Below are 19466 nucleotides of genomic sequence, written 5' to 3' on the forward strand. Positions count from 1 at the left end.
TTCATCTCGAAATCGTCTGAAGGAAGACTCAAGTGGCAATCAGTGTGCTGACGGCGTTCTGGGCCGTGTCGTTGCTGTTCGTGATCACCCCCGGTGCCGACTGGGCCTACGCCATCTCGGCGGGTATGCGCGGGCGCTGGGTGATGCCGGCGGTGGCCGGCATGTTGTCCGGGCATTTGCTGGCGACCCTGGTGGTGGCGGCAGGGGTGGGGAGCCTGGTGGCCGGGCACCCGCTGGCGCTGATGTTGCTGACGCTGGCCGGTTGCACCTACCTGCTGTGGCTGGGTGGCAACCTGTTGCTCAGCCCCGCCGTGCCGCAAGCCGGGCATGGCGGTGTTGGCGACAGCGGTTCACGCTGGGCCTTCAAAGGCTTTTGCGTGAGCGGCCTCAACCCCAAGGTGTTTCTGCTGTTCCTGGCCTTGCTGCCGCAGTTCACCGACCCGCAGTCAAGCTGGCCGGTGCCGCTGCAGATCGTCCTGCTGGGGCTGGTGCACCTGTGCAGTTCGCTGGTGGTCTATACGCTGGTGGGTTATGGCGCCAAGCTAGTACTGGGCTCCCGGCCGGGGGCGGCGAGAATGGTCGGAAGGCTGTCAGGTGTGGCGATGATTGTGGTGGCCATGCTGTTGGTTGTCGGTCAGTTCGCCAAATGATCACCGCCTGAAGGGCGCCGTTGATCGACCGGTAAAATCCTGCGGAACGAACCGTTGATTGCACACATCCTATCCTCAGATAGATGGCAATGTGCCCGGGACTTCCCAGACATGAACGTGTTTCAACCCCGCAAAAATGATACGCCGCCCCTGCACTTCCTGCTCAACGGCGGCACCATCGGCAGCCTGCTGCAGTCGATGGACTGGAGCGATTCGCCGCTGGGCCCGCCAGAGGCTTGGTCACCGCATTTGCAGGCGGTCATTGCCACTTTGCTACCGGCGCAGACGCAGTTCGTGCTGTTCTGGGGTGAAGCGTTGGTTGCCCTGTACAACGATGCGTATGCGCCGACCATCGGCAGTAAGCACCCACGGGCACTGGGGCGGCCGGCCGAGGAGAACTGGCGTGAGTTGTGGGGCGACCTTGAGCCCCTGCTGCGCGGCGTGCGCGAAACTGGCCAGACGTTTTCGGCCAAGGATCGGCCGTTCTACATAGAACGCCGGGGCGTTGGCGAAACCGTGTATTTCGACGTGTCCTATTCCGCCGTGCGTGAGGCCGATGGCAGCGTTGGAGGGGTACTGTGCCTGGTCACCGAGACCACCGAGCGCGTGCGCTTTCAGCAGCGTCAGGCGTTTCTGCTGGAACTGGGGCGGGCTTTGCCCGGGCTGGGTGCGGCGGAGCGCATGGAGGCCTATGCGGTCAGCCGCCTTGCGCAGCACCTGGGTGCAGCCCAGGTGTACTTCGGCGAGGACCAAGGCGATGGCGCAGGTTTCAAGGTCACCCATGAGTGGGCCGACGGTGTGCCCTCGATGGTTGGCCACCACTGCTATGCGGCTTACGGGGCAACGCTGCGCGAGCAACTGGCCGCCGGCCAGGTGGTGCAGCAGGCCTTTGAGTGTGCTGCCACGCCGCAGGGGGGCGTGTCGGCCACGCTGCACGTGCCGGTGCTGCGCGCCGGCCGCCTGGAGGCGGTGCTCGGCGTGCACATGCGCAGCCCACATGCGTGCCTTGAAGACGATTGCCAGCTGGTGGAAGACGCCGCCAAGCAAGCCTGGGCAGCCATTACCCATGCCCGTGCGGAGCGTGCCCTGCACCTGCTCAATGAAAGCCTGGAAGAACGCGTGGCGGCCGTGCTGGCCGAGCGCGAAGCGGCCATGCTGCAACTGCACGAAGCGCACAAGCTGGAAATGATCGGGCAGCTGACCGGTGGCATTGCCCATGACCTCAACAACATGCTCACGCCGATCATCGCCTCGTTCGAGCTGATGCGCCGCAACCCGCAGTCCGAGCGCGCCCCGCGCCTCATCGACGGTGGCCTGCAGGCCGCGGAGCGGGCGCGCAACCTGGTCGGGCGCCTGCTCAGCTTCGCCCGCCGGCAGACCCTCAAACCCCAGGCCGTGTCGCTGGCGGCCCTGGTGGAGGACATGCGCGAGCTGATGGCGCGCTCGCTGGGGCCGACCATCGCCGTGCAGGTGCAGATCGACCCTGCGCTGCCCGCGGTGGTGGTCGACCCGCATCAGCTGGAGCTGGCCGTGCTCAACCTGGTGGTCAATGCCCGCGACGCCATGGCCGACGGCGGTGCCCTGCACATCATTGCCGGGCGTGATGCCGACGGCCCGCCGAGGCCTGCGGGGGTAGCCGCCGCGCGGCTGGTGTGGCTGCAGGTTCGCGACAGTGGTGGCGGCATGAGCGAGGAGCAGCTGCGCCGCTGCATCGAGCCGTTCTACTCCACCAAGGGCGTGGGCAAAGGCACCGGCCTTGGCCTGCCGATGGTCCAGGGCCTGGCAGTACAATCGGGCGGCGGTTTCGAGATTCGCTCCCAGCAAGGGGAGGGCACCGTCGCTACCTTGTGGCTACCGATCAGCGATGTCCCGGCCGTGTGCCGTGATCATGAAATGGCCGACGTGCCGCAGGCTGACCGCGCAAGCCGGGTGCTGCTGGTGGACGACGAGGAGATCGTCCGCCATGCCACGGCCTTGCAGTTGCGCGATCTGGGCTACGAGGTGACAGAAGCGGCCAGTGCCGCGGCCGCAATGTTGCTGATGGAGCGGGGCTGGCTGCCGGATGTATTGGTGACCGACCACGTGATGGCCGACATGACCGGTGTGCGCTTTGCCCAGCAGATGCGCGAGCGCCAGGCAGACTTGCCGGTGTTGATCATCACCGGCTACGCCAACCTGACACCGCGGGAACTCAAGGGCTTCGAGGTGTTACGCAAGCCCTACCGGCGCGCCGAGCTGGCGCAGAGTGTGGCGCGGTTGCTGGCAGCTCGGCATTGATGGCTATTCAAGGGGCCAGCACCTTGGCAAGCATCTGGCACACTTGCTCGGCTGAGTACGGTTTGGCAAGAAACGCAAAGCCTTGATGGCCGCCCTCGGCGATTGCGTCGCTGTACCCGGAGGTCAGAATCACCGGCAATTGCGGGCGTAGGCGCTGCAGCTCGTGGGCCAGCGCCAAGCCGCCCATGCCAGGCATCACCACATCGGAAAACACCGCATCGAACTCGCCACCCGGGCCGGCCAGCGCTGCCAAGGCCTCTTCTGCCGAGCTCACCCAGCTGATGCGGTAGCCATGATCTTCTAGAATCTGCGCGGTGAAAGCACCCAGATCGGGGTTGTCCTCGACCACCAGAATTCGTCGTTGCGCACCGCCCTCCTCGGGTTGGGGTAGGGCGGCGGCATCTGCGTGCTCGGCGGGCGTGGTTTCCTGAGGCAGGTACAGGGTAAAGGTCGTTCCCTGACCTGGTACGCTGTGCACTTCTACATCGCCGTCGGACTGCTTGGCAAAACCGAACACCTGGGACAGGCCAAGCCCAGTTCCCTCACCGGGCGCCTTGGTGGTGAAAAACGGGTCGAAGATGCGATCGAGCAGTTCGGCGGCGATGCCGACGCCACTGTCCACCACGGAAATGGCCGCGAACGGCCCCGCATGCGCAGTTTGCCCGCGCAGGCCTGGCATGCGCTGGTTGGCCTGCAGGCGCAAGCGCAACGTGCCTTCGCCGGCCATGGCGTCGCGACCGTTGAGCATCAGGTTGATCACTGCGGTCTCGAGTTGGCTGAGGTCGGCGCGGATGTAGCACGGCGCCTCTGGCAGCTCCAGCTCCACCTGAATCCTTGCCCCCGTGGCGGTATCGAGCATTTCGGCCATGGCCTGCAGGCGGGGGCCAGCTTCGAAAACCTGCGGGCTCAAGGCCTGCCGACGGGCAAACGCGAGCAACTGCCCGGTCAGTTTGGCGCCGCGGTCGACGGTGTCGGCCATGGTCTTCAGGTAACGCTCGCGGCGGGCCTCATCGAGGTTTGGGCGCTGCAGAAAGTGCAGTGACGAGCGGATGATAGTCAAAAGGTTGTTGAAGTCATGGGCCACGCCACCGGTCAACTGGCCAATGGCTTCGAGCTTCTGTGCCTGGCGCAGCACCGCTTCGGTGTGCAGCAGCTGGGTGGTGCGCTCTTCGACGCGGTGCTCCAGGGTGGCGTTGAGCGCCTCCAGCGCGGCCATCGCCTCGCGCACTTCAGCGTGGGCCTGGACCCGCTGGATATGGGACCAGCAGCGCTCCGTCACCTCGCCGATCAGCCGCAGTTCATAGCCAGTCCACACGCGTGGCGCCTTGTCGTGGATGGCCATCAGCGCGGTTAGGCGACCTTCCTTGATCAACGGCATGCAGATGGTCGCAGTGATGCCAATGGCCTGAAACGTTGCGGCTTCTTCGGCGGCCAGTTCGTTGAGGTTGTCGTTGATCACCAACGCTTCGCCGGCGCGCAGGCGGCTGACTGCCAGGCGGCCGAAGTCGGCCAGGCGGTACTGCCCGATCAACCGAGGCGAACCAGGGGCCACGGCGTCGCCACAAATGTTGAACCCGTCCTGGTCGGCGTCCATCACGGCATAGGCACAACTGGATAGTTGGAGGTGTTCAACCAGCATGCGCGTGGTGATGGCCATGATCAGCTCAGGATCGGTGGCGTTGGCCACCTGGCGGCCCAGGTTGTCGAGAAAGCTCAGGCGTTGGCTGTTGACCACGTTGGTGGTGGTTTCGGTCACCGTGTCGAGCATGCCCAGCACGCTGCCGTCCTCGCCACGGATCGGGCTGTAGCAGAAGGTGAAATAAGCGCGCTCGGGGCCGCCGTTGCGGTCGATGACCAGTGGGAAGTTTTCGATGTACACCGCCTCGCCGGCCATGGCTCGGTCGGCCATGGCACTGATTTCGCTCCAGGCTTCCTGCCACACCTCGCTGAACGGCCGCCCCAAGGCCAGCGGCTTGCTGCCGAGGATCTGCACGAAGGCATCGTTGTACAGGGTGATCAGCTGGTCGCCCCAGAGCACGGCTTGCGGGAAGCGCGAGCCCAGGCACAGCGCGACCGTGGTCTTGAGTACGCCGGGCCAGGCCTCCAGCGGGCCAAGCGGGGTGCTGCTCCAATCGTGGTGGCGGATGCGTTCGGCCATCAGCCCGCCGCCGTCTAGCCATTTTGCCATGTGTGCTGCCAATCCTTTTGCCTGGAGCGATCAGGGTGCACCGAGACGGCGTAATTGGCGAGGGATTTGTGTTGTAGGGCGGGCCTCCCGGGGGGACCCCCGCTGGAAAGCCGCACTGGCTCAGCGAATGAAATGCACCTTGCCGGTATCGTCATTGCCCATGTAGATCCCATACACCCCGGCCTGCCGTTCGAGGATGTAGCGCTCGAGGATCTGCCGGATCGCCGGGTAGTAGATTTCTTCCCAAGGGATTTCGTCCGGCGCGAAGAACTTGTAGGCCAGCGTCTCCGGCCCGTACTGGCCGGTTTCTTCGGTGGCGATTGCGCGGAAGATGATGTACACCTCGGAGATTGTAGGCACGCTGAAGATCGAGTAGGGCGAGACGATCTCGCCGCGTACGCCGCTTTCTTCCCACACCTCGCGCAGCGCCGCCTGCTCGGTGGTTTCACCCGCCTCCATGAACCCGGCCGGCAAGGTCCAGGTGCCTGGGCGCGGCGGGATCGCGCGCTGGCACAGCAGGTACTTGCCATCGCGCTCGATGATGCAGCCGGCGATGATCTTCGGGTTGATGTAGTGGATATAGCCGCAGCCGGGGCAGTGCAGGCGTTCGTGGGTGTCGCCTGTGGGAACGCCCCGGGCCAGTTCCGTGGTGCAGTGCGGGCAGTAGCGCGGGGCGTTGGGCATGGTCAGCGGCCTATGCGAGGTTCCTTGAGGGCCAGGGGCTCGACGATGTCGCGCACCTTGGTGTTGTCGTCCTGCTTCTGGCGCAGGTAGTCCAGGGCCACCTTGGCGGCAGCGCGGACGTGATCGACCGAAGCCTGATGGGCCACCAGCGGGTCGCCGCCCTTGATCGCTTCGACGATCTTTTCCATCTCGCGGTTGCTGGCGCCGCGGCGGTTTTCCTGCGACACCGACGTGGCGCGCAGGTAGCTGATACGGGCCTGCAGCTGGCGCAGCTGCTGTGCCGCGACCTGGTTGCCGGAACCTTCCAGCAGCACGTCGTAGAAGCCTTGCACTGAGTCCAGCACCTGTTGCAGCTCACCTTCTTCGAGGGCCTCGCGGTTGACCTCCAGCGCCCGTTCCAGGGCACGGATGTCCTTGGCCTTGGCGTTGAGGGTAAACAGCTGAACGATCAGGCCTTCGAGCACGCAACGCAGCTCGTAGATGTCGCGGGCGTCTTCCAGGGTGATGATGGCCACGCGCGGGCCCTTGGCGTCGGCGAACTCCACCAGGCCTTCCGACTCCAGGTGGCGCAGGGCTTCACGCACCGAGGTGCGGCTGACGCCGAGGCGGTCGCAGAGGTCGCGCTCGACCAGGCGGTCGCCCGGGAGCAGGTGGAAGTTCATGATCGCGCCGCGCAGCTTGTCGAGCACGATTTCACGCAGAGTAACGGGGTTGCGGTTGACCTTGAAGCTGTCGTCGAGTGGCTGGCGTTTCATCAGGTGCGCTCTTTATGAGGCTGTTGCGCCAACATCGCGGAGCCCCCTGAACCGAGGCACTCCTTGCAGTGGTTCGAACAGCCCGTTGTTAACGGGTTGACTCCGCATCGGCTTCTGCGAATGCCTCGCGGGCCAGGCGGAAACTGTCCACCGCCGCGGGCACGCCGCAATAAATGCCGACCTGGAGCAGGATCTCGCGAATCTGTTCTCGGCTCAGGCCATTACGCAATGCGCCGCGAATGTGCAGCTTGAGCTCGTGGGGCCGGTTGAGCGCGGAAATCATGGCCAAGTTTATCATGCTGCGCTCTTTCAGCGACAAGCCATCACGGCCCCACACATGGCCCCAACAGTACTCGGTGACCAGCTCCTGCAACGGCTTGGTGAACTCGTCGGCGTTCTGGATGGAACGGTTGACGTATTCCTCGCCCAGCACCTGGGTGCGGATCTGCAGGCCTTTCTCGTACTTTTCGTTGCTCATGCGCAGTACTCCGGAATAAAACAGGGGCCGCAACCGAGGGTGAGACGATTAGCGCGGCCCCTGGAAAATAGGGACATCGGTGCTGGCTTCTTCGCGGGGCAAGCCCGCTCCCACAGGTAGACTGGCCCTCACTGTGGGAGCGGGCTTGCCCCGCGAAGAAACCAACACCGACTTCAAGGTGTATCAACCCAGCGGGGGCAGGGCGCCCAGCTTGCCTTTGTGGTAGACCATCGGGGTAACCGGCTGCTCGGGCAGCACCAGGTTCTTCACTGCGCCGACGATGATCGCGTGATCACCGCCGTCGTACTCGCGCCAGAGTTCGCACTCGATGATCGCCGTGGCCTTGGCCAACAACGGGTTGCCCAGCTCGCTCAGGTGCCAGTCGATACCGGCGGCCTTGTCCTTGCCCTTGCCGGCGAAGGCATACGCCTCGGCGGTCTGGTCGGCGGACAGCAGGTGGATCGCGAACTGCTTGCTGTCCCGCAGGATCGGGTAGGTGTCGGAGGCGTAGTTGGGGCAGAACAGCACCAGTGCCGGCTCGATCGACAGCGCGCTGAACGCACTGGCGGTGATGCCGACAATGCCGCCGTCGGCGTCCAGGGTGGTGACCACCGTGACCCCGGACGGAAACGAGCCCATCACGTCTTTGTAGATGCCTGGTTCGATCATCTCGTGCTACCTCTCAACGCATCACAAACGGGTCGGGCATCGGCGCGGTGGACAGGTTGATCCACACGGTCTTCAGCTCGGTATAGGCCAGCACCGAATCGATGCCGCTTTCACGGCCGTAGCCGCTGTTCTTGAAACCGCCGATCGGCGCCATGGCCGACACGGCGCGGTAGGTGTTGACCCAGATGATCCCCGAGCGCACGTCGCGGGCCAGGCGGTGGGCACGGCCTAGGTCGCGGGTCCAGATGCCGGCGGCCAGGCCGAACTGCGAGTCGTTGGCGATTTCCAGCGCCTCTTCCTCGGTCTTGAAGCGGATCACCGCAGCAACCGGGCCAAACACTTCTTCCTGCATGATAGTCATCGAGTTGCTGTCGCACTCGAACAGGGTCGGCTCGTAGAACCAGCCGTCACCCTCGACCTCGGCACGCTTGCCGCCCATGTGCAGTTTGGCGCCTTCGGCCTTGGCTGCAGCCACCAGGCCCTCGACCACGGCCAGTTGCTGAGCGGTGGCCATGGGGCCCATTTCGCTGGCGTCGTCCTGCGGGTTGCCGATGCGGATGCGTTTGGCGCGCTCGACCAGGCGGGCGACGAATTCGTCGAAGATCTCGTCCTGCACCAGCAGCCGGGAGCCTGCCACGCAGCTTTGCCCGGAGGCGGCGTAGATGCCGGCCACTGCACCGTTGATGGCGCTGTCCAGGTCGGCGTCGGCAAAGATGATGTTCGGCGACTTGCCGCCCAGCTCCAGCGACAGCTTGGCGAAGTTCTCGGCGCTGCTGCGCACCACATGGCGGGCGGTGGCGGCGCCGCCGGTGAAGGCGATCTTGCGCACCAGCGGATGGCGGGTGAGTGCTGCGCCGGTGCTTGGGCCGTAGCCGGTAACCACGTTCACCACGCCCGGCGGGAAGCCGGCCTCGAGGGCCAGGCGGGCCAGCTCGAGGATGGTCGCCGAGGCGTGTTCGGACGGCTTGAGCACGATGGTGTTGCCGGCCGCCAGGGCCGGGGCCAGCTTGATCGCGGTGAGGTACAGCGGGCTGTTCCACGGGATGATCCCGGCCACCACGCCGATCGGCTCGTGCACGGTGTAGGCGAACAGGTCCGGCTTGTCGAGGGGCAGGGTGCCGCCTTCGAGCTTGTCAGCCAGGCCTGCGGTGTAATGGAAGAACTCCGGCAGGTAGCCGACCTGGCCGCGGGTTTCGCGGATCAGCTTGCCGTTGTCACGGCTTTCCAGCTGGGCCAGGTGCTCTTTGTTCTCGGTAATCAGGTCACCCAGGCGGCGCAGCAGTTTGCCCCGCGCAGTGGCGCTGATGCTGCGCCAGGCCTTGCTTTCGAAGGCGCGCTGGGCGGCCTGCACGGCCAGCTCCACATCGGCTTCGTCGGCGTCGGGCAGTTGCGCCCAGGCCTGGGCGGTGGCCGGGTTGAGGCTGTCGAAGGTCTTGCCGCTCTGGGCATCGAGCCATTGGCCGTCGATGCACATCTGGAAACGAACGAGGGTCATGCAACAATCCCCTTGGCTGATTCGGTGAGGGTGCGGGCTTCCTTGAGGAAGTCCAGCAGCATCTTGTTGACTTCACGGGGTGCTTCCACCGGCATCATATGCCGTTGGTCGGCGAGGACCACGCTTTGCGCACCCGGAATGCTGGCGGCAAGCTGGCGGGTCATGGCCGGGGTGGAGCCCGAGTCGAGTTCGCCGGTGGCGATCAGCGTCGGCACCTGGATGCTGCCCAGGTCGCCTGCGCGGTACATGTCCTGGGTGGCGAACAGCGAATACGTGGTGTGGTAGCCCTGTGGGTCGTTGCTCGCCAGCACCTGGCGAATCGCCGCAACCTGCGCGGGGTTGGCAGCCTTGTATTCACGGCTGAACCAGCGGTCGAGGGCGGCATCGACGTTGGCGTCGGGCCCCAGTTCGGCAGCCTGGGCGGCACGGGCGATAACGCCGGCGCTCTGCTCCGGGGTGCGGTTGAACACGCTGTTGAGCACCACCAGCGCTGACAGGCGCTGCGGGTATTGGAGGGCGAAGGCACGCGCGACCAGGCCACCCATGGAGAAGCCGATCACGGTCGCCTGGGCGATCTGCAGGTGGTCGAGCAATTCGGCCAGTTGTGCGGCATAGCCTTCCAGGCCGGTGTCGGCGGCAGGCAGGGCGCTCTGGCCGTGGCCGAGCATGTCGTAGGCGATGACGCGGTAGTCGTTGGCCAGGCCGACAAACTGCCCGCCCCACATTTCCTTGTTCAGGCCTACGCCGTGGATCAGCACCACGGCTTGGCCCTGGCCTTGCACCAGGTAACTGGTGCCGGCCGGTGTACGTTCAGCGACAGGCTGAATCATGGAGGGCGCTCCTTGAAGGTCGGGCGCGGCGGGTATTCACGCCACGCCCAGGCCCGTCTTGGTTGTTGTTATTGAGCGTTGGCTTTTTCGGCAGCCAGTTCTTCCAGGTCGATGTAGCGGTTGCCGATGCGTGGGTGCAGGCGGCCACCGTCGGCGGCGCCCAGCACCACGACGATTTCGTCGGCACGCGGCGCGTCTTCGATCTGCATTTCCAGGGTGATGTAGTGCGAGCGCAGGCCTTCGTCGTCCTTCTGCATCATCGGGATCTGGATCGAAGTGCCCGGGCCGCCGCGCTTGTTGGTGAAGCTCAGGTAGCTCTTGGCCTGTACCGCTTCGCGGTAGTGGTTGCCGAAGCGCAGGGTGTGGATCACCGCCGAGGCGTGTTCGATTTCACCGTCGGCACCCACCACGGCCGCCTTGCCGTAGGCTTCGATCTTGTCGGCACCACCGATGGCGGCGGTCAGGCGCTCGACCATCAGTGCACCCAGCTCGGAGCAGTTGGCGCGAATTTCCGGCTTCAGATCTTCAACGAAACCGCGACCGGCCCATGGGTTCTTGATGACCACGGCCAGGCCGACCATGGTCACCGGCTTGTCGGTGGCCTTGCCGCCTTCGATGCGGGTCTCTTCGGAGTAGGTGACGATCTTGCGGATTTCGAAACTCATGGGTGGCTCCTGGTGAGGGTTATCAGCTCTTGTTGTCTGATGGTATACCATAATATTTGTTGTGCAAGAGGGTGCTTGAAATTTCTCTGGAGAGGAGACGAAAGGTGTATGCCTTGAGTGTTGTGGGGTGTGTGAGATCGAGCGCCGCCCGCGCGGCGCATCGCGGGCAAGCCCGCTCCTACATTCGTTTCGGGCCAATTATTTCTGAGGCATTGGCGCGTGCGCTCTTGGCGCCCGCCTCAATGTTGCGTCTTACAGACAAAAGGGCGCGCGCCTATATAACAGGACTCACTGGCCCGAAACGAATGTAGGAGCGGGCTTGCCCGCGATGCGCCGCGCGGGCGGCGCTCGATCTCACAGGCGCTACAGAACCCAAGACAAGCACCAAAAAAATGCCCGCTCGCGAAGGCCATGACGGCCCCCGGAGCGGGCTGATCCCGCAACTACTTCAGGCAATGGGAATTCAGGCGAACGCCGGCACCACTTCCTTGATGAACAGCTCGAGCGACTTCTTCTTCTCGGCGTGGGGCAGGCTGTTGTCGCACCAGAAGCTGAACTCGTCGACGCCCAATTCCTGGTAGTACTTGATGCGCGCGATGATTTCTTCCGGGGTGCCGATCATGGTGTTCTTGCGGATGTTCTCCAGCTGGAACGCTGGCACTTCGGCGAACTTGGACTCCGGGCTTGGCTCCAGGAAGCCGTTGACCGGCACGGTCTTGTTACCGAACCAGGCATCGAAGGTGCGGTAGAAGCGCGAGATGGCCTGGGCGCCGACTTTCCAGCCTTCAGGCTCAGACGGGCTGTGCACGTGGGTGTGGCGCAGCACCATCAGTTGCGGGCGCGGCACATCCGGGTTGTTGTCCAGCGCGGCCTGGAACTTGTTCTTCAGGTCCAGCACTTCTTCGTCGCCCTTCATCAGCGGGGTGACCATGACGTTGCAGCCGTTGGCCACGGCGAAGTTGTGCGAGTCCGGGTCGCGGGCGGCGATCCACATCGGCGGCGTGGCGTTGAACGGCTTCGGCACGCTGGTGGAGGTGGGGAACTTGTACACCTCGCCTTCATGGGCGTAGTCGCCTTCCCACAGTTTGCGCACCACCGGGACCATTTCACGCAGGGCCTTGCCGCCGTCGGTGGCTGGCATGCCATTGGCCATGCGGTCGAACTCGAACTGGTAGGCGCCACGGGCCAGGCCCACTTCCATGCGGCCGTTGCTGATCACATCGAGCAAGGCGCATTCGCCGGCCACGCGGATCGGGTTCCAGAACGGCGCAATGATGGTGCCGGCGCCCAGGCGGATCTTCTCGGTGCGTGCGGCGAGGTAGGCCAGCAGCGGCATCGGGCTTGGCGAGATGGTGTATTCCATGGCGTGGTGTTCGCCGATCCACACGGTGCTGAAACCGCCGTTTTCGGCCATCAGGGTCAGTTCGGTGAGGTCTTCGAACAGCTGACGGTGGCTGACCTGTTCATCCCAACGTTCCATGTGCACGAACAACGAAAATTTCATGGGGCTTTCCTCGGAGCTTGAAAGTCTCGCCTGGCGCGCCAGGCGTCAGTAATAAGGCTTAGGCGCTTCAGGCGAAGGCGGGCAGGCTGGCCATCTTGCCGCGGCAGTAGATCATGGGCCGTGGGGCCTGCTCGGGGACGATCAGGTTGTGCACCTTGCCGACCATGATGGCGTGGTCGCCACCCTCATACTCGCGCCACAATTCGCATTCGATCACTGCAGTGGCGCCGGCCAGGATAGGGTTGCCCAGAGCGCTCAGGCTCCACTCGATGCCGGCCGCCTTATCCTTGCCCTTCTTGGCGAAGGCGTAGGCCTCGGCCTGCTGTTCACCAGAGAGCAGGTGAATGGCGAAACGCTTTTTCTTGATCAGCACAGGGTAGGAGTCGGAGCTGTAGTTGGGGCAGAACAGCACCAGCGGCGGGTCCATCGACAGGGACGAGAAGGCGCTGGCGGTGAGGCCGACGATCGAGCCGTCGTCGTCCAGGGTGGTGATGACGGTAACGCCGGACGGGAAGGAGCCCAGCACGTTCTTGTAGACGGTTGCGTCGATCATGGCGTGAACCTCGAATTGGGGCAGCGGTGGACCGCTTTTTATCGTTGATGTGTCTGATGGTATACCGTAATACTCGATTTGCAAGCGGAATTTTCAGCCACGGCAAATTCACGATGAATGGCGCAAAGCCGCGTGGATATTGGGCTCTGAGAAATTGCAGAGCTTTTGGTCGGGGTGCTGAACCGGATCAGTTACAGTTTTTAAAGCCGAATCAGTGTTGTCAAAAGCTTGGAATACCATAATATGGTCCGCAGCTGAGAGGCCGCCTAGATGCGGTTTCCTTACAAAGATAAAAACGACCTTTCGAGCTGAAAACCATGTCCCAACCGTCATCGCAACACCAGTTTGTCGAGAATCACACGGTCGATTACGTTCCACCCGCCGAGCGCCATGGGAAGGCGCGCGACCTGTTCACCCTCTGGTTCAGCACCAACATTGCGCCGTTGCCCATCGTCACCGGCGCCATGGTGGTCCAGGTGTTCCACCTGAACCTGTTGTGGGGCCTGATCGCCATTGCACTGGGGCATCTTGTCGGGGGCGTGGTCATCGCCCTGGCCTCTGCGCAGGGGCCGCAGCTGGGCATCCCGCAGATGGTGCAGAGCCGTGGCCAGTTCGGCCGTTACGGCGCCTTGCTGATCGTGTTCTTCACCGCACTGATTTATGTTGGCTTCTTCATCTCCAACATTGTCCTGGCGGGCAAGTCGATTCACGGCATCGCACCGAGTGTGCCAATGCCCACCGCGATCGTCATCGGTGCCCTCAGCGCCACCGCCATCGGCGTCATCGGTTACCGCTTCATTCATGGCCTTAACCGTATTGGTACCTGGGTGATGGGCTCGGCGCTGCTGGCCGGCTTCATCATGATGTTCGTCCAGGATCTGCCTGCCGACTTTTTCAGCCGCGGCGCCTTCAACCTGTCCGGCTTCATCGCCACCGTGTCGCTGGGCACCATCTGGCAGATCAGCTTCTCGCCTTATACCTCCGACTACTCGCGCTACCTGCCCAAGGAAGTCGGCATTGCCAAGCCGTTCTGGGCCACGTACTTCGGCGCTACCTTGGGCACCATCCTGTGCTTCAGCTTTGGTGCGGTGGCGGTGCTGTGCGTGCCGGAGGGCACCGATGCGATGGACGCGGTCAAGCAGGCCACTGGCTGGCTGGGGCCGATCCTGATGGTGCTGTTCCTGCTCAACATCATCAGCCACAACGCCCTCAACCTGTATGGCGCGGTGCTGTCGATCGTTACGGCGATCCAGACCTTCGTCGCCGAGTGGACACCGAGCGTCAAGGTACGTGTGATGCTGGCGGCAGTCATCCTGGTGGCGTGCGGCATGGTTGCCCTGAATGCCTCGGCGGACTTCATTGGCCACTTCATCGGGCTGATCCTGGCGCTGCTGCTGGTGCTGGTGCCGTGGGCTTCGATCAACCTGATCGACTTCTACCTGATCAAGAAAGGCCAGTACGACATTGCCTCGATCTTCCGCGCTGATGGCGGGATCTACGGGCGTTTCAACCATCACGCGATCATTGCTTATGCGTGCGGCATCCTGGTGCAGTTGCCGTTTGCCAATACGTCGCTGTACGTGGGGCCGTACTCGAACATTGTCGAAGGGGCTGACCTGTCGTGGCTGGTCGGCTTGGTCGTGACGGTGCCGCTGTATTACTGCCTGGCTACGCGCGGCAAGGCCGAGAGGGCTGTGCGGGCCGTTAGCGTTAACGATTGATCTGAGAACAGGGGCTGCTTTGCAGCCCATCGCAGGCAAGCCAGCTCCTACAGGAATCGCACAAGACTCGAGGCTTGCGTGGTATCGGTAGGAGCTGGCTTGCCTGCGATGGGCCGCAAAGCGGCCCCGGCTGTTTCAGATCACACCTTGAACTGCGCCACCATGCCGTTCAAATCCACCGCCAGCCTCGACAAGTCCTGCGCTGCCGCACTGGTCTGATTGGCCCCTGCCGATGTCTGCATCGCCAGGTCGCGGATATTGACCAAGTTGCGATCCACCTCCCGCGCCACCTGCGCCTGCTCTTCCGAAGCACTGGCAATCACCAGGTTGCGCTGGTTGATCGATGCGATCGCCTCGGCAATCACCTCCAGCGCCTGCCCGGCACTTTGCGCCACTTCCAGCGTCCCGGCGGCACGCCCCTGGCTGCTGTGCATGGCCGTCACTGCCCGCTCGGTGCCGTTCTGGATACCGGCAATCATCTGCTCGATCTCCGCCGTGGACTGCTGGGTGCGGTGGGCGAGGGCGCGTACTTCATCGGCAACCACGGCAAAGCCACGGCCGGCCTCACCGGCACGCGCGGCCTCGATGGCAGCGTTAAGGGCCAGCAGGTTGGTCTGCCCGGCAATCGCGCCGATTACATCGAGCACCCGGCTGATCTCGTTGGCATTGTTGGCCAACTGCTCGATTTCTGCAGAGGTGCCGGTGACGTCATCGACCAGGTGCTGGATCGACGCCAGTGCCTGGTTCACCTGCTCACGGCCATCGCGGGTGGTGCGGTCGGCGCCCTGGGAGGCGTCGGCGGTGCTCACGGCGTTGTTGGCCACTTCCTCGACGGCAGCGGTCATCTGGTTGACGGCGGTGGCCGCCTGGTCGATTTCTGCGCTTTGCTGGTGCAGGCCTCGGCTGGTGTCTTCGGTGACGGTGTGCAGTTCTTCCGAGGCCGAGGCCAGCTGGTCCGAAGACGCAGCGATCTTGCGAAGGGTGTCGCGCAGGCTTGCCTGCATCCGGCTAAGGGCACGCAGCAGCAAGGCGGGCTCATCCTTGCCGGTGACCTTGATGTCATGGGTCAGGTCGCCGGTCGCCACACGCTCGGCCACGGCCACGGCGTCGGCCAGCGGCATGACGATGCTGCGGGTGAGGGCAGTGGCGATGGCGGCCAGGGCGAGCATGATCACCAGCAGCGCGCTGATGATCGCGGTAAAGGCTTCATCGGCTACATCGCTGCTGCGCTGCGAGGCCTGCTCGGCACCCTCGCTGTTGTAGCTGATCAGCGCCGTCATGGCTTTCATCATGCTGTCGGCATTCTGGGTGAGCGGGCCGGTGATCTGCTGCCTGGCCTCGACCATGCGCCCGGCGGCGATGTCCTGCAGCACTCGCGCTTGCAGGGCGAGGTACTGTTGATGGGCGGTATCGAAGGTGTTGAACAGGGCGCGGTCATCGGCAGCGATGATGGTGGCTTCATAGTCCTTGAGGCCACCGTCGAGCTGTTCGTTGATGCCTTTGAGCAGGTCGATGTTGCGCTGGCGCTCCGCCGGGCTGTCATCCAGTGCGGCGCGCAGGGTGACGGCGCGGGCGCGGCCGAGGTTGGTGCTGATTTCACTGAGGGCGACCACGGCAGGCATCCAGGTCACGCGGATTTCATCCGTGGCCTTGTCCATCTGGCGGGTTTCATAGAGTGCGGTAAGGCCCATGACCAGGACCAGAATACCCAACAGGGCGAATATGCTTGCCGCGCGAATGCCGATCTTCATATTCCGTAACAGCATGGAATGCTCCTTGACGGTGGCGTGCAGGCGTCAAGAGCATGGACGGAAGGCCGGGCCACCGGGTGGTGATGCCAGGCTCTCGATGCGCTGCGGATTTAAGTGTGTATCTCACCCTCTTGCATGTTTTTTTGTTTGAATGATGCCATATGGCCATCATTATTGACCAGTCATTCAATGTAACTACGTGTGCTGATAAATCCGTCATTTATTGACGGATTTATCAGGAAATTGCACTCAAACGATGGCGATCGCCGGGTCGGCAGCGGCCAGCGCGACGGCACGGTCAGCAACCGGCGGGTAGATCCATACCCCGTTGATGTTGCGCTTGAGCGCCTTGCCTTCCTGGCCCTGCAGTTTCAGTTCACGCTCCCAACCCTCGCTGAATGCCGCACCCCAGTCCCCGAGGTCCAGGCAAGTCACGTACTTGGGTTGACGGTAGATGACCGGCTGTTCGCCGAGCAGGTCAGCCATGGCGTTGTTGCCACAGTGGCGGCCCATGGGAATGGCATGCTGGCAGGTCATCAGCGCGTGGTTGCCTACGTCGTCGACGGCAGCCCAGGCGGTGTCGCCGGTGGCATAGATGTGCGCCTGGCCAACCACCTTGAGGTGGTCGTCGACCTTGAGGCGGCCAAAGTTGTCACGCTCGCCGGCCACGTGTGCAGTCAGCGGGCTGGCCTGGACGCCCACGGTCCAGATCACGGTCTTGCTGGCGATGTACTCGCCGTTGTCCAACGTAACGCCACCGGCATCGACCGCCACCACTGACGTACCCGCCAGCCACTCGACACCCGCCTGCTCGCAGGCGGCAACGATCGACGGCGTGATGCCTGCGCCCAGCGCCGCGCCCACCTTGGCGCCGCGGTCGACCACCAGCACGCGTACCGCAGCGTCACCGATTACGGCGCGCAGGCGGGCAGGCATTTCGGTGGCGGTCTCGATGCCGGTGAAGCCGCCGCCGCACACCACTACGGTGTTGCGTGCCGGCGAGGCGGGCAGGGCAGCCAGAGATGCCAGGTGCTGCTCCAGGCGCATGGCCGACTCCATCTGGTCGACATCGAAGGTGTGTTCGGCCAGCCCCGGTACTGCCGGGCGTGCCACCTGGCTACCGGCGGCAAGGATCAGCCGGTCATAGGTGATCTGCTGCGGTTGGCCATCGGCGTCGGTGAAGCTGACGCTGCGCCCCTGGGCGTCGATGCCTTGCGCATGGCCTTCGATGAACTGCACACCCACCGCGTCGAACAGTTCACCTAGCGGCGCCTTCATGCCATGCACGTCGGCTTCGTAGAAGCGCGGACGGATGCGCAGCTCTGGCTGCGGCGCCAGCACGCTGATGCTCAGGTCGTCACGCTTGGCTCGGTCCAGCAGGCGGGCGGCGCTCAGGGCACTCCAGACACCGGCAAAGCCGGCACCAATGATCAGGATGTTGGATTTCATGCAGGTGCTCCGCGAATGTCTTCAGGGGAAGGTGGTTTCGAGCACGCTCAGGGCGCCCTCGAGTAACTACGACTCTATTGGTCGTAGTTACTCTTTGCAAGTTTTTTCTTGGTGCCTGCGGGGCTTGCTCATGGATGGATGTATTGAAAGGCACGCGCTAGCAGCATCAGTTTCCGTTCCTGCCGGATGAACTGACCCTCAAGACCCGCGGACATGCACACCGACAGCAAGCGCTGGCGTGAGGAGGAGGAGGGCCTGGAGACCGCCCCTGGATGTATGAATTCCAGGGCCGATACATCAGCCACCTGATCGCGTAGACGGATCAACACGCTTGGATATCTAGGCGTACCCCAGATCGGCGCTGATCCTAGCGCTGCACTCGCGCAGCAATGCCTCGAACTTTTCCGTCGCACCCTTGGGATCCATGACGGCATCCGGGCCTGAAAGGTTGATTGCAGCCGTCACTTGCCCTCGATGATCTTTCACAGCCATGGCAATTGCGGTGGAGTAATCCGAACGATGCAGCACCCATCCTCGCGCTCTGTCGCCCTCGATCATGTCTTGCAGCTCGAGCTGAGTCCGCGGAGCAGGGGCAGGGTAATCGTCCAAACGGATGTGTTGGTAAAGTGCGGCGAGTTCTACCTGGTCAAGGCCGGTGAGTAGCATGCGGCCAATCGCCGTGCAGTGGCATGCGATGCGGGTGCCGACCGGAATGTTTACGGACAGCCGCTGAGCTGCAAACGCTCGGTAGACATACAGGCTTTCCGTATTCTCCCGCACGGCCAAATGGCAGGAGAGAGAAGTGCGATCTCGCAATTGATTCAAGTGAGGCATGGCGACATCGACAATGTCGCGGCTGGCGAGGTAACTGAAGCCGTCGCTGATGACTCGGGCTCCGAGCTCGTACTGACTGTTGTGTTTGTTCAAGTAACCCGTATCAGTCAACGTGAACACTATCCGGTACAGCGCCGAGGTGCTGACGTTCAATCGCTCGGCGATCTCCTGCATGCTCAGACTACGCGTTCGAGCGTTGAACAGGCCAAGCACCGCGAGCCCTCGGGCCAGGGCAGGTACGCTGTAGTCGGCATCCTTAACGGGGGCGTCGATCATCGTTCGTTGCTCTTCCGGGATCTGGGAATCGATATCATGTGTGCCGGCCACGACCGTAGCGGACATGGCTTGAGTCGTCGTCAGCACAGCATGATCTGTATCACCTAATACAGCGCGTCGATCTGCAGGGCTTGTCCAGCAAACTCAGCCATCGCATCCATTAGTGCGCCTTTGAAATATTCGAGCGAAGCGCGATCACAGAGGATGTGAAGGATCGGGTGCGATTCAGCACTGATGTTGATGACGATCACATTGATCCTTGCAGCCGATGTTTGTGCAACGGCGCCTTGCGCGAATGCAGTGCTGCGTAGATCAACCCCACACAGTTTGGCCATGACTTCAGCCGCGTGAACGCCGCTCAACTGCATCCACGCATGGCTGTCTTCGCGAGGCAAAAGGTAATTGGCCAGATGATCCATCTCCCAGCGAGCTTCTTCATCGGCGATGCGCTCACCTCTGTCTCTCAGGCTGCCCAGGAGCAAATACTCTGTCTGCGACAGACGCGCCACGTGGCTACCGTCCGGTTGGGTAATGGCCTGGTTTGGCTTATCAGGAAGGCTGAAGCCACGGGACTGCAGGTATTCGCCACTCTGCGCGCCGCGGAAACCAACCCTTGGAAGCCCCGTCAGATCGACCACCGCACATTGCTGAAGTGGGCCCGGGCCGATTTCATTGAGGTTGGACATG

At 63.3% G+C, this 19466-nt stretch carries 17 protein-coding genes; 3 read left to right on the forward strand and 14 right to left on the reverse strand.

What is annotated here, in order from left to right:
• Nucleotides 1–32 precede the first annotated feature (32 nt).
• Nucleotides 33–650 (forward strand): LysE family translocator, encoded by a 618-nt coding sequence (locus tag ACFY68_RS11605; RefSeq protein WP_387527041.1) that lies wholly within the window; start codon nucleotides 33–35, stop codon nucleotides 648–650.
• 111 nt (nucleotides 651–761) lie between these two features.
• Nucleotides 762–2927, forward strand: coding sequence for a response regulator (locus ACFY68_RS11610; RefSeq protein WP_387527043.1), 2166 nt, complete (start codon nucleotides 762–764; stop codon nucleotides 2925–2927).
• A gap of 7 nt (nucleotides 2928–2934) precedes the next feature.
• Here ACFY68_RS11610 and ACFY68_RS11615 read toward each other — a convergent pair whose 3' ends face one another.
• From ACFY68_RS11615 to ACFY68_RS11660, 10 genes are all read right to left on the reverse strand, one after another.
• A complete protein-coding gene (locus ACFY68_RS11615) occupies nucleotides 2935–5115 on the reverse strand; it encodes an ATP-binding protein (protein ID WP_387527046.1) in 2181 nt (726 codons plus the stop codon).
• Nucleotides 5116–5235: 120 nt separating this feature from the next.
• On the reverse strand, nucleotides 5236–5799 hold the full coding sequence (locus ACFY68_RS11620) for an NUDIX hydrolase (RefSeq protein ID WP_346612343.1): 564 nt from the start codon (nucleotides 5797–5799) through the stop codon (nucleotides 5236–5238).
• A 2-nt stretch (nucleotides 5800–5801) separates the two neighbouring features.
• Nucleotides 5802–6554 carry a GntR family transcriptional regulator gene (locus ACFY68_RS11625; protein WP_167062359.1) on the reverse strand — a complete coding sequence of 251 codons (753 nt, stop codon included), beginning with the start codon at nucleotides 6552–6554 and terminating at the stop codon, nucleotides 5802–5804.
• Nucleotides 6555–6642: 88 nt separating this feature from the next.
• Nucleotides 6643–7032 (reverse strand): carboxymuconolactone decarboxylase family protein, encoded by a 390-nt coding sequence (locus tag ACFY68_RS11630; protein WP_033697320.1) that lies wholly within the window; start codon nucleotides 7030–7032, stop codon nucleotides 6643–6645.
• 183 nt (nucleotides 7033–7215) lie between these two features.
• Nucleotides 7216–7701, reverse strand: coding sequence for a flavin reductase family protein (locus ACFY68_RS11635; protein WP_346612344.1), 486 nt, complete (start codon nucleotides 7699–7701; stop codon nucleotides 7216–7218).
• Nucleotides 7702–7714: 13 nt separating this feature from the next.
• Nucleotides 7715–9196: an aldehyde dehydrogenase gene (locus ACFY68_RS11640; protein ID WP_346612345.1), complete on the reverse strand. Its 1482-nt coding sequence runs from the start codon at nucleotides 9194–9196 to the stop codon at nucleotides 7715–7717.
• A complete protein-coding gene (locus tag ACFY68_RS11645) occupies nucleotides 9193–10026 on the reverse strand; it encodes an alpha/beta fold hydrolase (RefSeq protein ID WP_387527053.1) in 834 nt (277 codons plus the stop codon). Before ACFY68_RS11645 ends, ACFY68_RS11640 begins: the two co-directional genes overlap by 4 nt.
• 68 nt (nucleotides 10027–10094) lie before the next feature.
• Complete coding sequence (locus ACFY68_RS11650; RefSeq protein ID WP_003256068.1) at nucleotides 10095–10691, reverse strand: amino acid synthesis family protein; 597 nt, start codon at nucleotides 10689–10691, stop codon at nucleotides 10095–10097.
• Between the two features lie 463 nt (nucleotides 10692–11154).
• Nucleotides 11155–12195, reverse strand: a complete 1041-nt coding sequence (locus ACFY68_RS11655) for an LLM class flavin-dependent oxidoreductase (protein ID WP_346612347.1) — start codon at nucleotides 12193–12195, stop codon at nucleotides 11155–11157.
• A 67-nt stretch (nucleotides 12196–12262) separates the two neighbouring features.
• Nucleotides 12263–12748, reverse strand: a complete 486-nt coding sequence (locus ACFY68_RS11660; protein ID WP_387527061.1) for a flavin reductase family protein — start codon at nucleotides 12746–12748, stop codon at nucleotides 12263–12265.
• 317 nt (nucleotides 12749–13065) lie between these two features.
• Between ACFY68_RS11660 and ACFY68_RS11665 the strand changes: the two genes are divergently transcribed.
• Entirely contained in the window at nucleotides 13066–14469 is a 1404-nt protein-coding gene (locus ACFY68_RS11665) for a cytosine permease (protein ID WP_346612349.1), read from the forward strand.
• A 140-nt stretch (nucleotides 14470–14609) separates the two neighbouring features.
• Here the strand turns inward: ACFY68_RS11665 and ACFY68_RS11670 are convergent, their stop codons facing one another.
• The 4 genes from ACFY68_RS11670 to ACFY68_RS11685 all read right to left on the reverse strand — a co-directional run bounded on the left by ACFY68_RS11670 (nucleotide 14610) and on the right by ACFY68_RS11685 (nucleotide 19465).
• Nucleotides 14610–16235: a methyl-accepting chemotaxis protein gene (locus ACFY68_RS11670; RefSeq protein ID WP_387527065.1), complete on the reverse strand. Its 1626-nt coding sequence runs from the start codon at nucleotides 16233–16235 to the stop codon at nucleotides 14610–14612.
• A gap of 234 nt (nucleotides 16236–16469) precedes the next feature.
• Entirely contained in the window at nucleotides 16470–17669 is a 1200-nt protein-coding gene (locus ACFY68_RS11675) for an NAD(P)/FAD-dependent oxidoreductase (protein WP_387527068.1), read from the reverse strand.
• Between the two features lie 339 nt (nucleotides 17670–18008).
• The gene (locus tag ACFY68_RS11680) at nucleotides 18009–18779 is read right to left on the reverse strand and encodes an IclR family transcriptional regulator (protein WP_387527150.1); all 771 of its coding nucleotides are present in this window, start codon (nucleotides 18777–18779) and stop codon (nucleotides 18009–18011) included.
• Nucleotides 18780–18883: 104 nt separating this feature from the next.
• Complete coding sequence (locus ACFY68_RS11685) at nucleotides 18884–19465, reverse strand: sarcosine oxidase subunit gamma (RefSeq protein WP_387527071.1); 582 nt, start codon at nucleotides 19463–19465, stop codon at nucleotides 18884–18886.
• Nucleotide 19466 lies beyond the last annotated feature (1 nt).

Source organism: Pseudomonas sp. NPDC012596, from assembly GCF_042902325.1.
GTDB lineage: Bacteria > Pseudomonadota > Gammaproteobacteria > Pseudomonadales > Pseudomonadaceae > Aquipseudomonas.

Coding starts and splice junctions, on each gene's coding strand:
- ACFY68_RS11610 (WP_387527043.1), top strand. CDS start 762: ATGAACGTGTTTCAACCCCGCAAAAATGATACGCCGCCCCTGCACTTC.
- ACFY68_RS11615 (WP_387527046.1), bottom strand. CDS start 5,115: ATGGCAAAATGGCTAGACGGCGGCGGGCTGATGGCCGAACGCATCCGC.
- ACFY68_RS11620 (WP_346612343.1), bottom strand. CDS start 5,799: ATGCCCAACGCCCCGCGCTACTGCCCGCACTGCACCACGGAACTGGCC.
- ACFY68_RS11625 (WP_167062359.1), bottom strand. CDS start 6,554: ATGAAACGCCAGCCACTCGACGACAGCTTCAAGGTCAACCGCAACCCC.
- ACFY68_RS11630 (WP_033697320.1), bottom strand. CDS start 7,032: ATGAGCAACGAAAAGTACGAGAAAGGCCTGCAGATCCGCACCCAGGTG.
- ACFY68_RS11635 (WP_346612344.1), bottom strand. CDS start 7,701: ATGATCGAACCAGGCATCTACAAAGACGTGATGGGCTCGTTTCCGTCC.
- ACFY68_RS11640 (WP_346612345.1), bottom strand. CDS start 9,196: ATGACCCTCGTTCGTTTCCAGATGTGCATCGACGGCCAATGGCTCGAT.
- ACFY68_RS11645 (WP_387527053.1), bottom strand. CDS start 10,026: ATGATTCAGCCTGTCGCTGAACGTACACCGGCCGGCACCAGTTACCTG.
- ACFY68_RS11650 (WP_003256068.1), bottom strand. CDS start 10,691: ATGAGTTTCGAAATCCGCAAGATCGTCACCTACTCCGAAGAGACCCGC.
- ACFY68_RS11655 (WP_346612347.1), bottom strand. CDS start 12,195: ATGAAATTTTCGTTGTTCGTGCACATGGAACGTTGGGATGAACAGGTC.
- ACFY68_RS11660 (WP_387527061.1), bottom strand. CDS start 12,748: ATGATCGACGCAACCGTCTACAAGAACGTGCTGGGCTCCTTCCCGTCC.
- ACFY68_RS11665 (WP_346612349.1), top strand. CDS start 13,066: ATGTCCCAACCGTCATCGCAACACCAGTTTGTCGAGAATCACACGGTC.
- ACFY68_RS11670 (WP_387527065.1), bottom strand. CDS start 16,235: ATGCTGTTACGGAATATGAAGATCGGCATTCGCGCGGCAAGCATATTC.
- ACFY68_RS11675 (WP_387527068.1), bottom strand. CDS start 17,669: ATGAAATCCAACATCCTGATCATTGGTGCCGGCTTTGCCGGTGTCTGG.
- ACFY68_RS11680 (WP_387527150.1), bottom strand. CDS start 18,779: ATGATCGACGCCCCCGTTAAGGATGCCGACTACAGCGTACCTGCCCTG.
- ACFY68_RS11685 (WP_387527071.1), bottom strand. CDS start 19,465: ATGTCCAACCTCAATGAAATCGGCCCGGGCCCACTTCAGCAATGTGCG.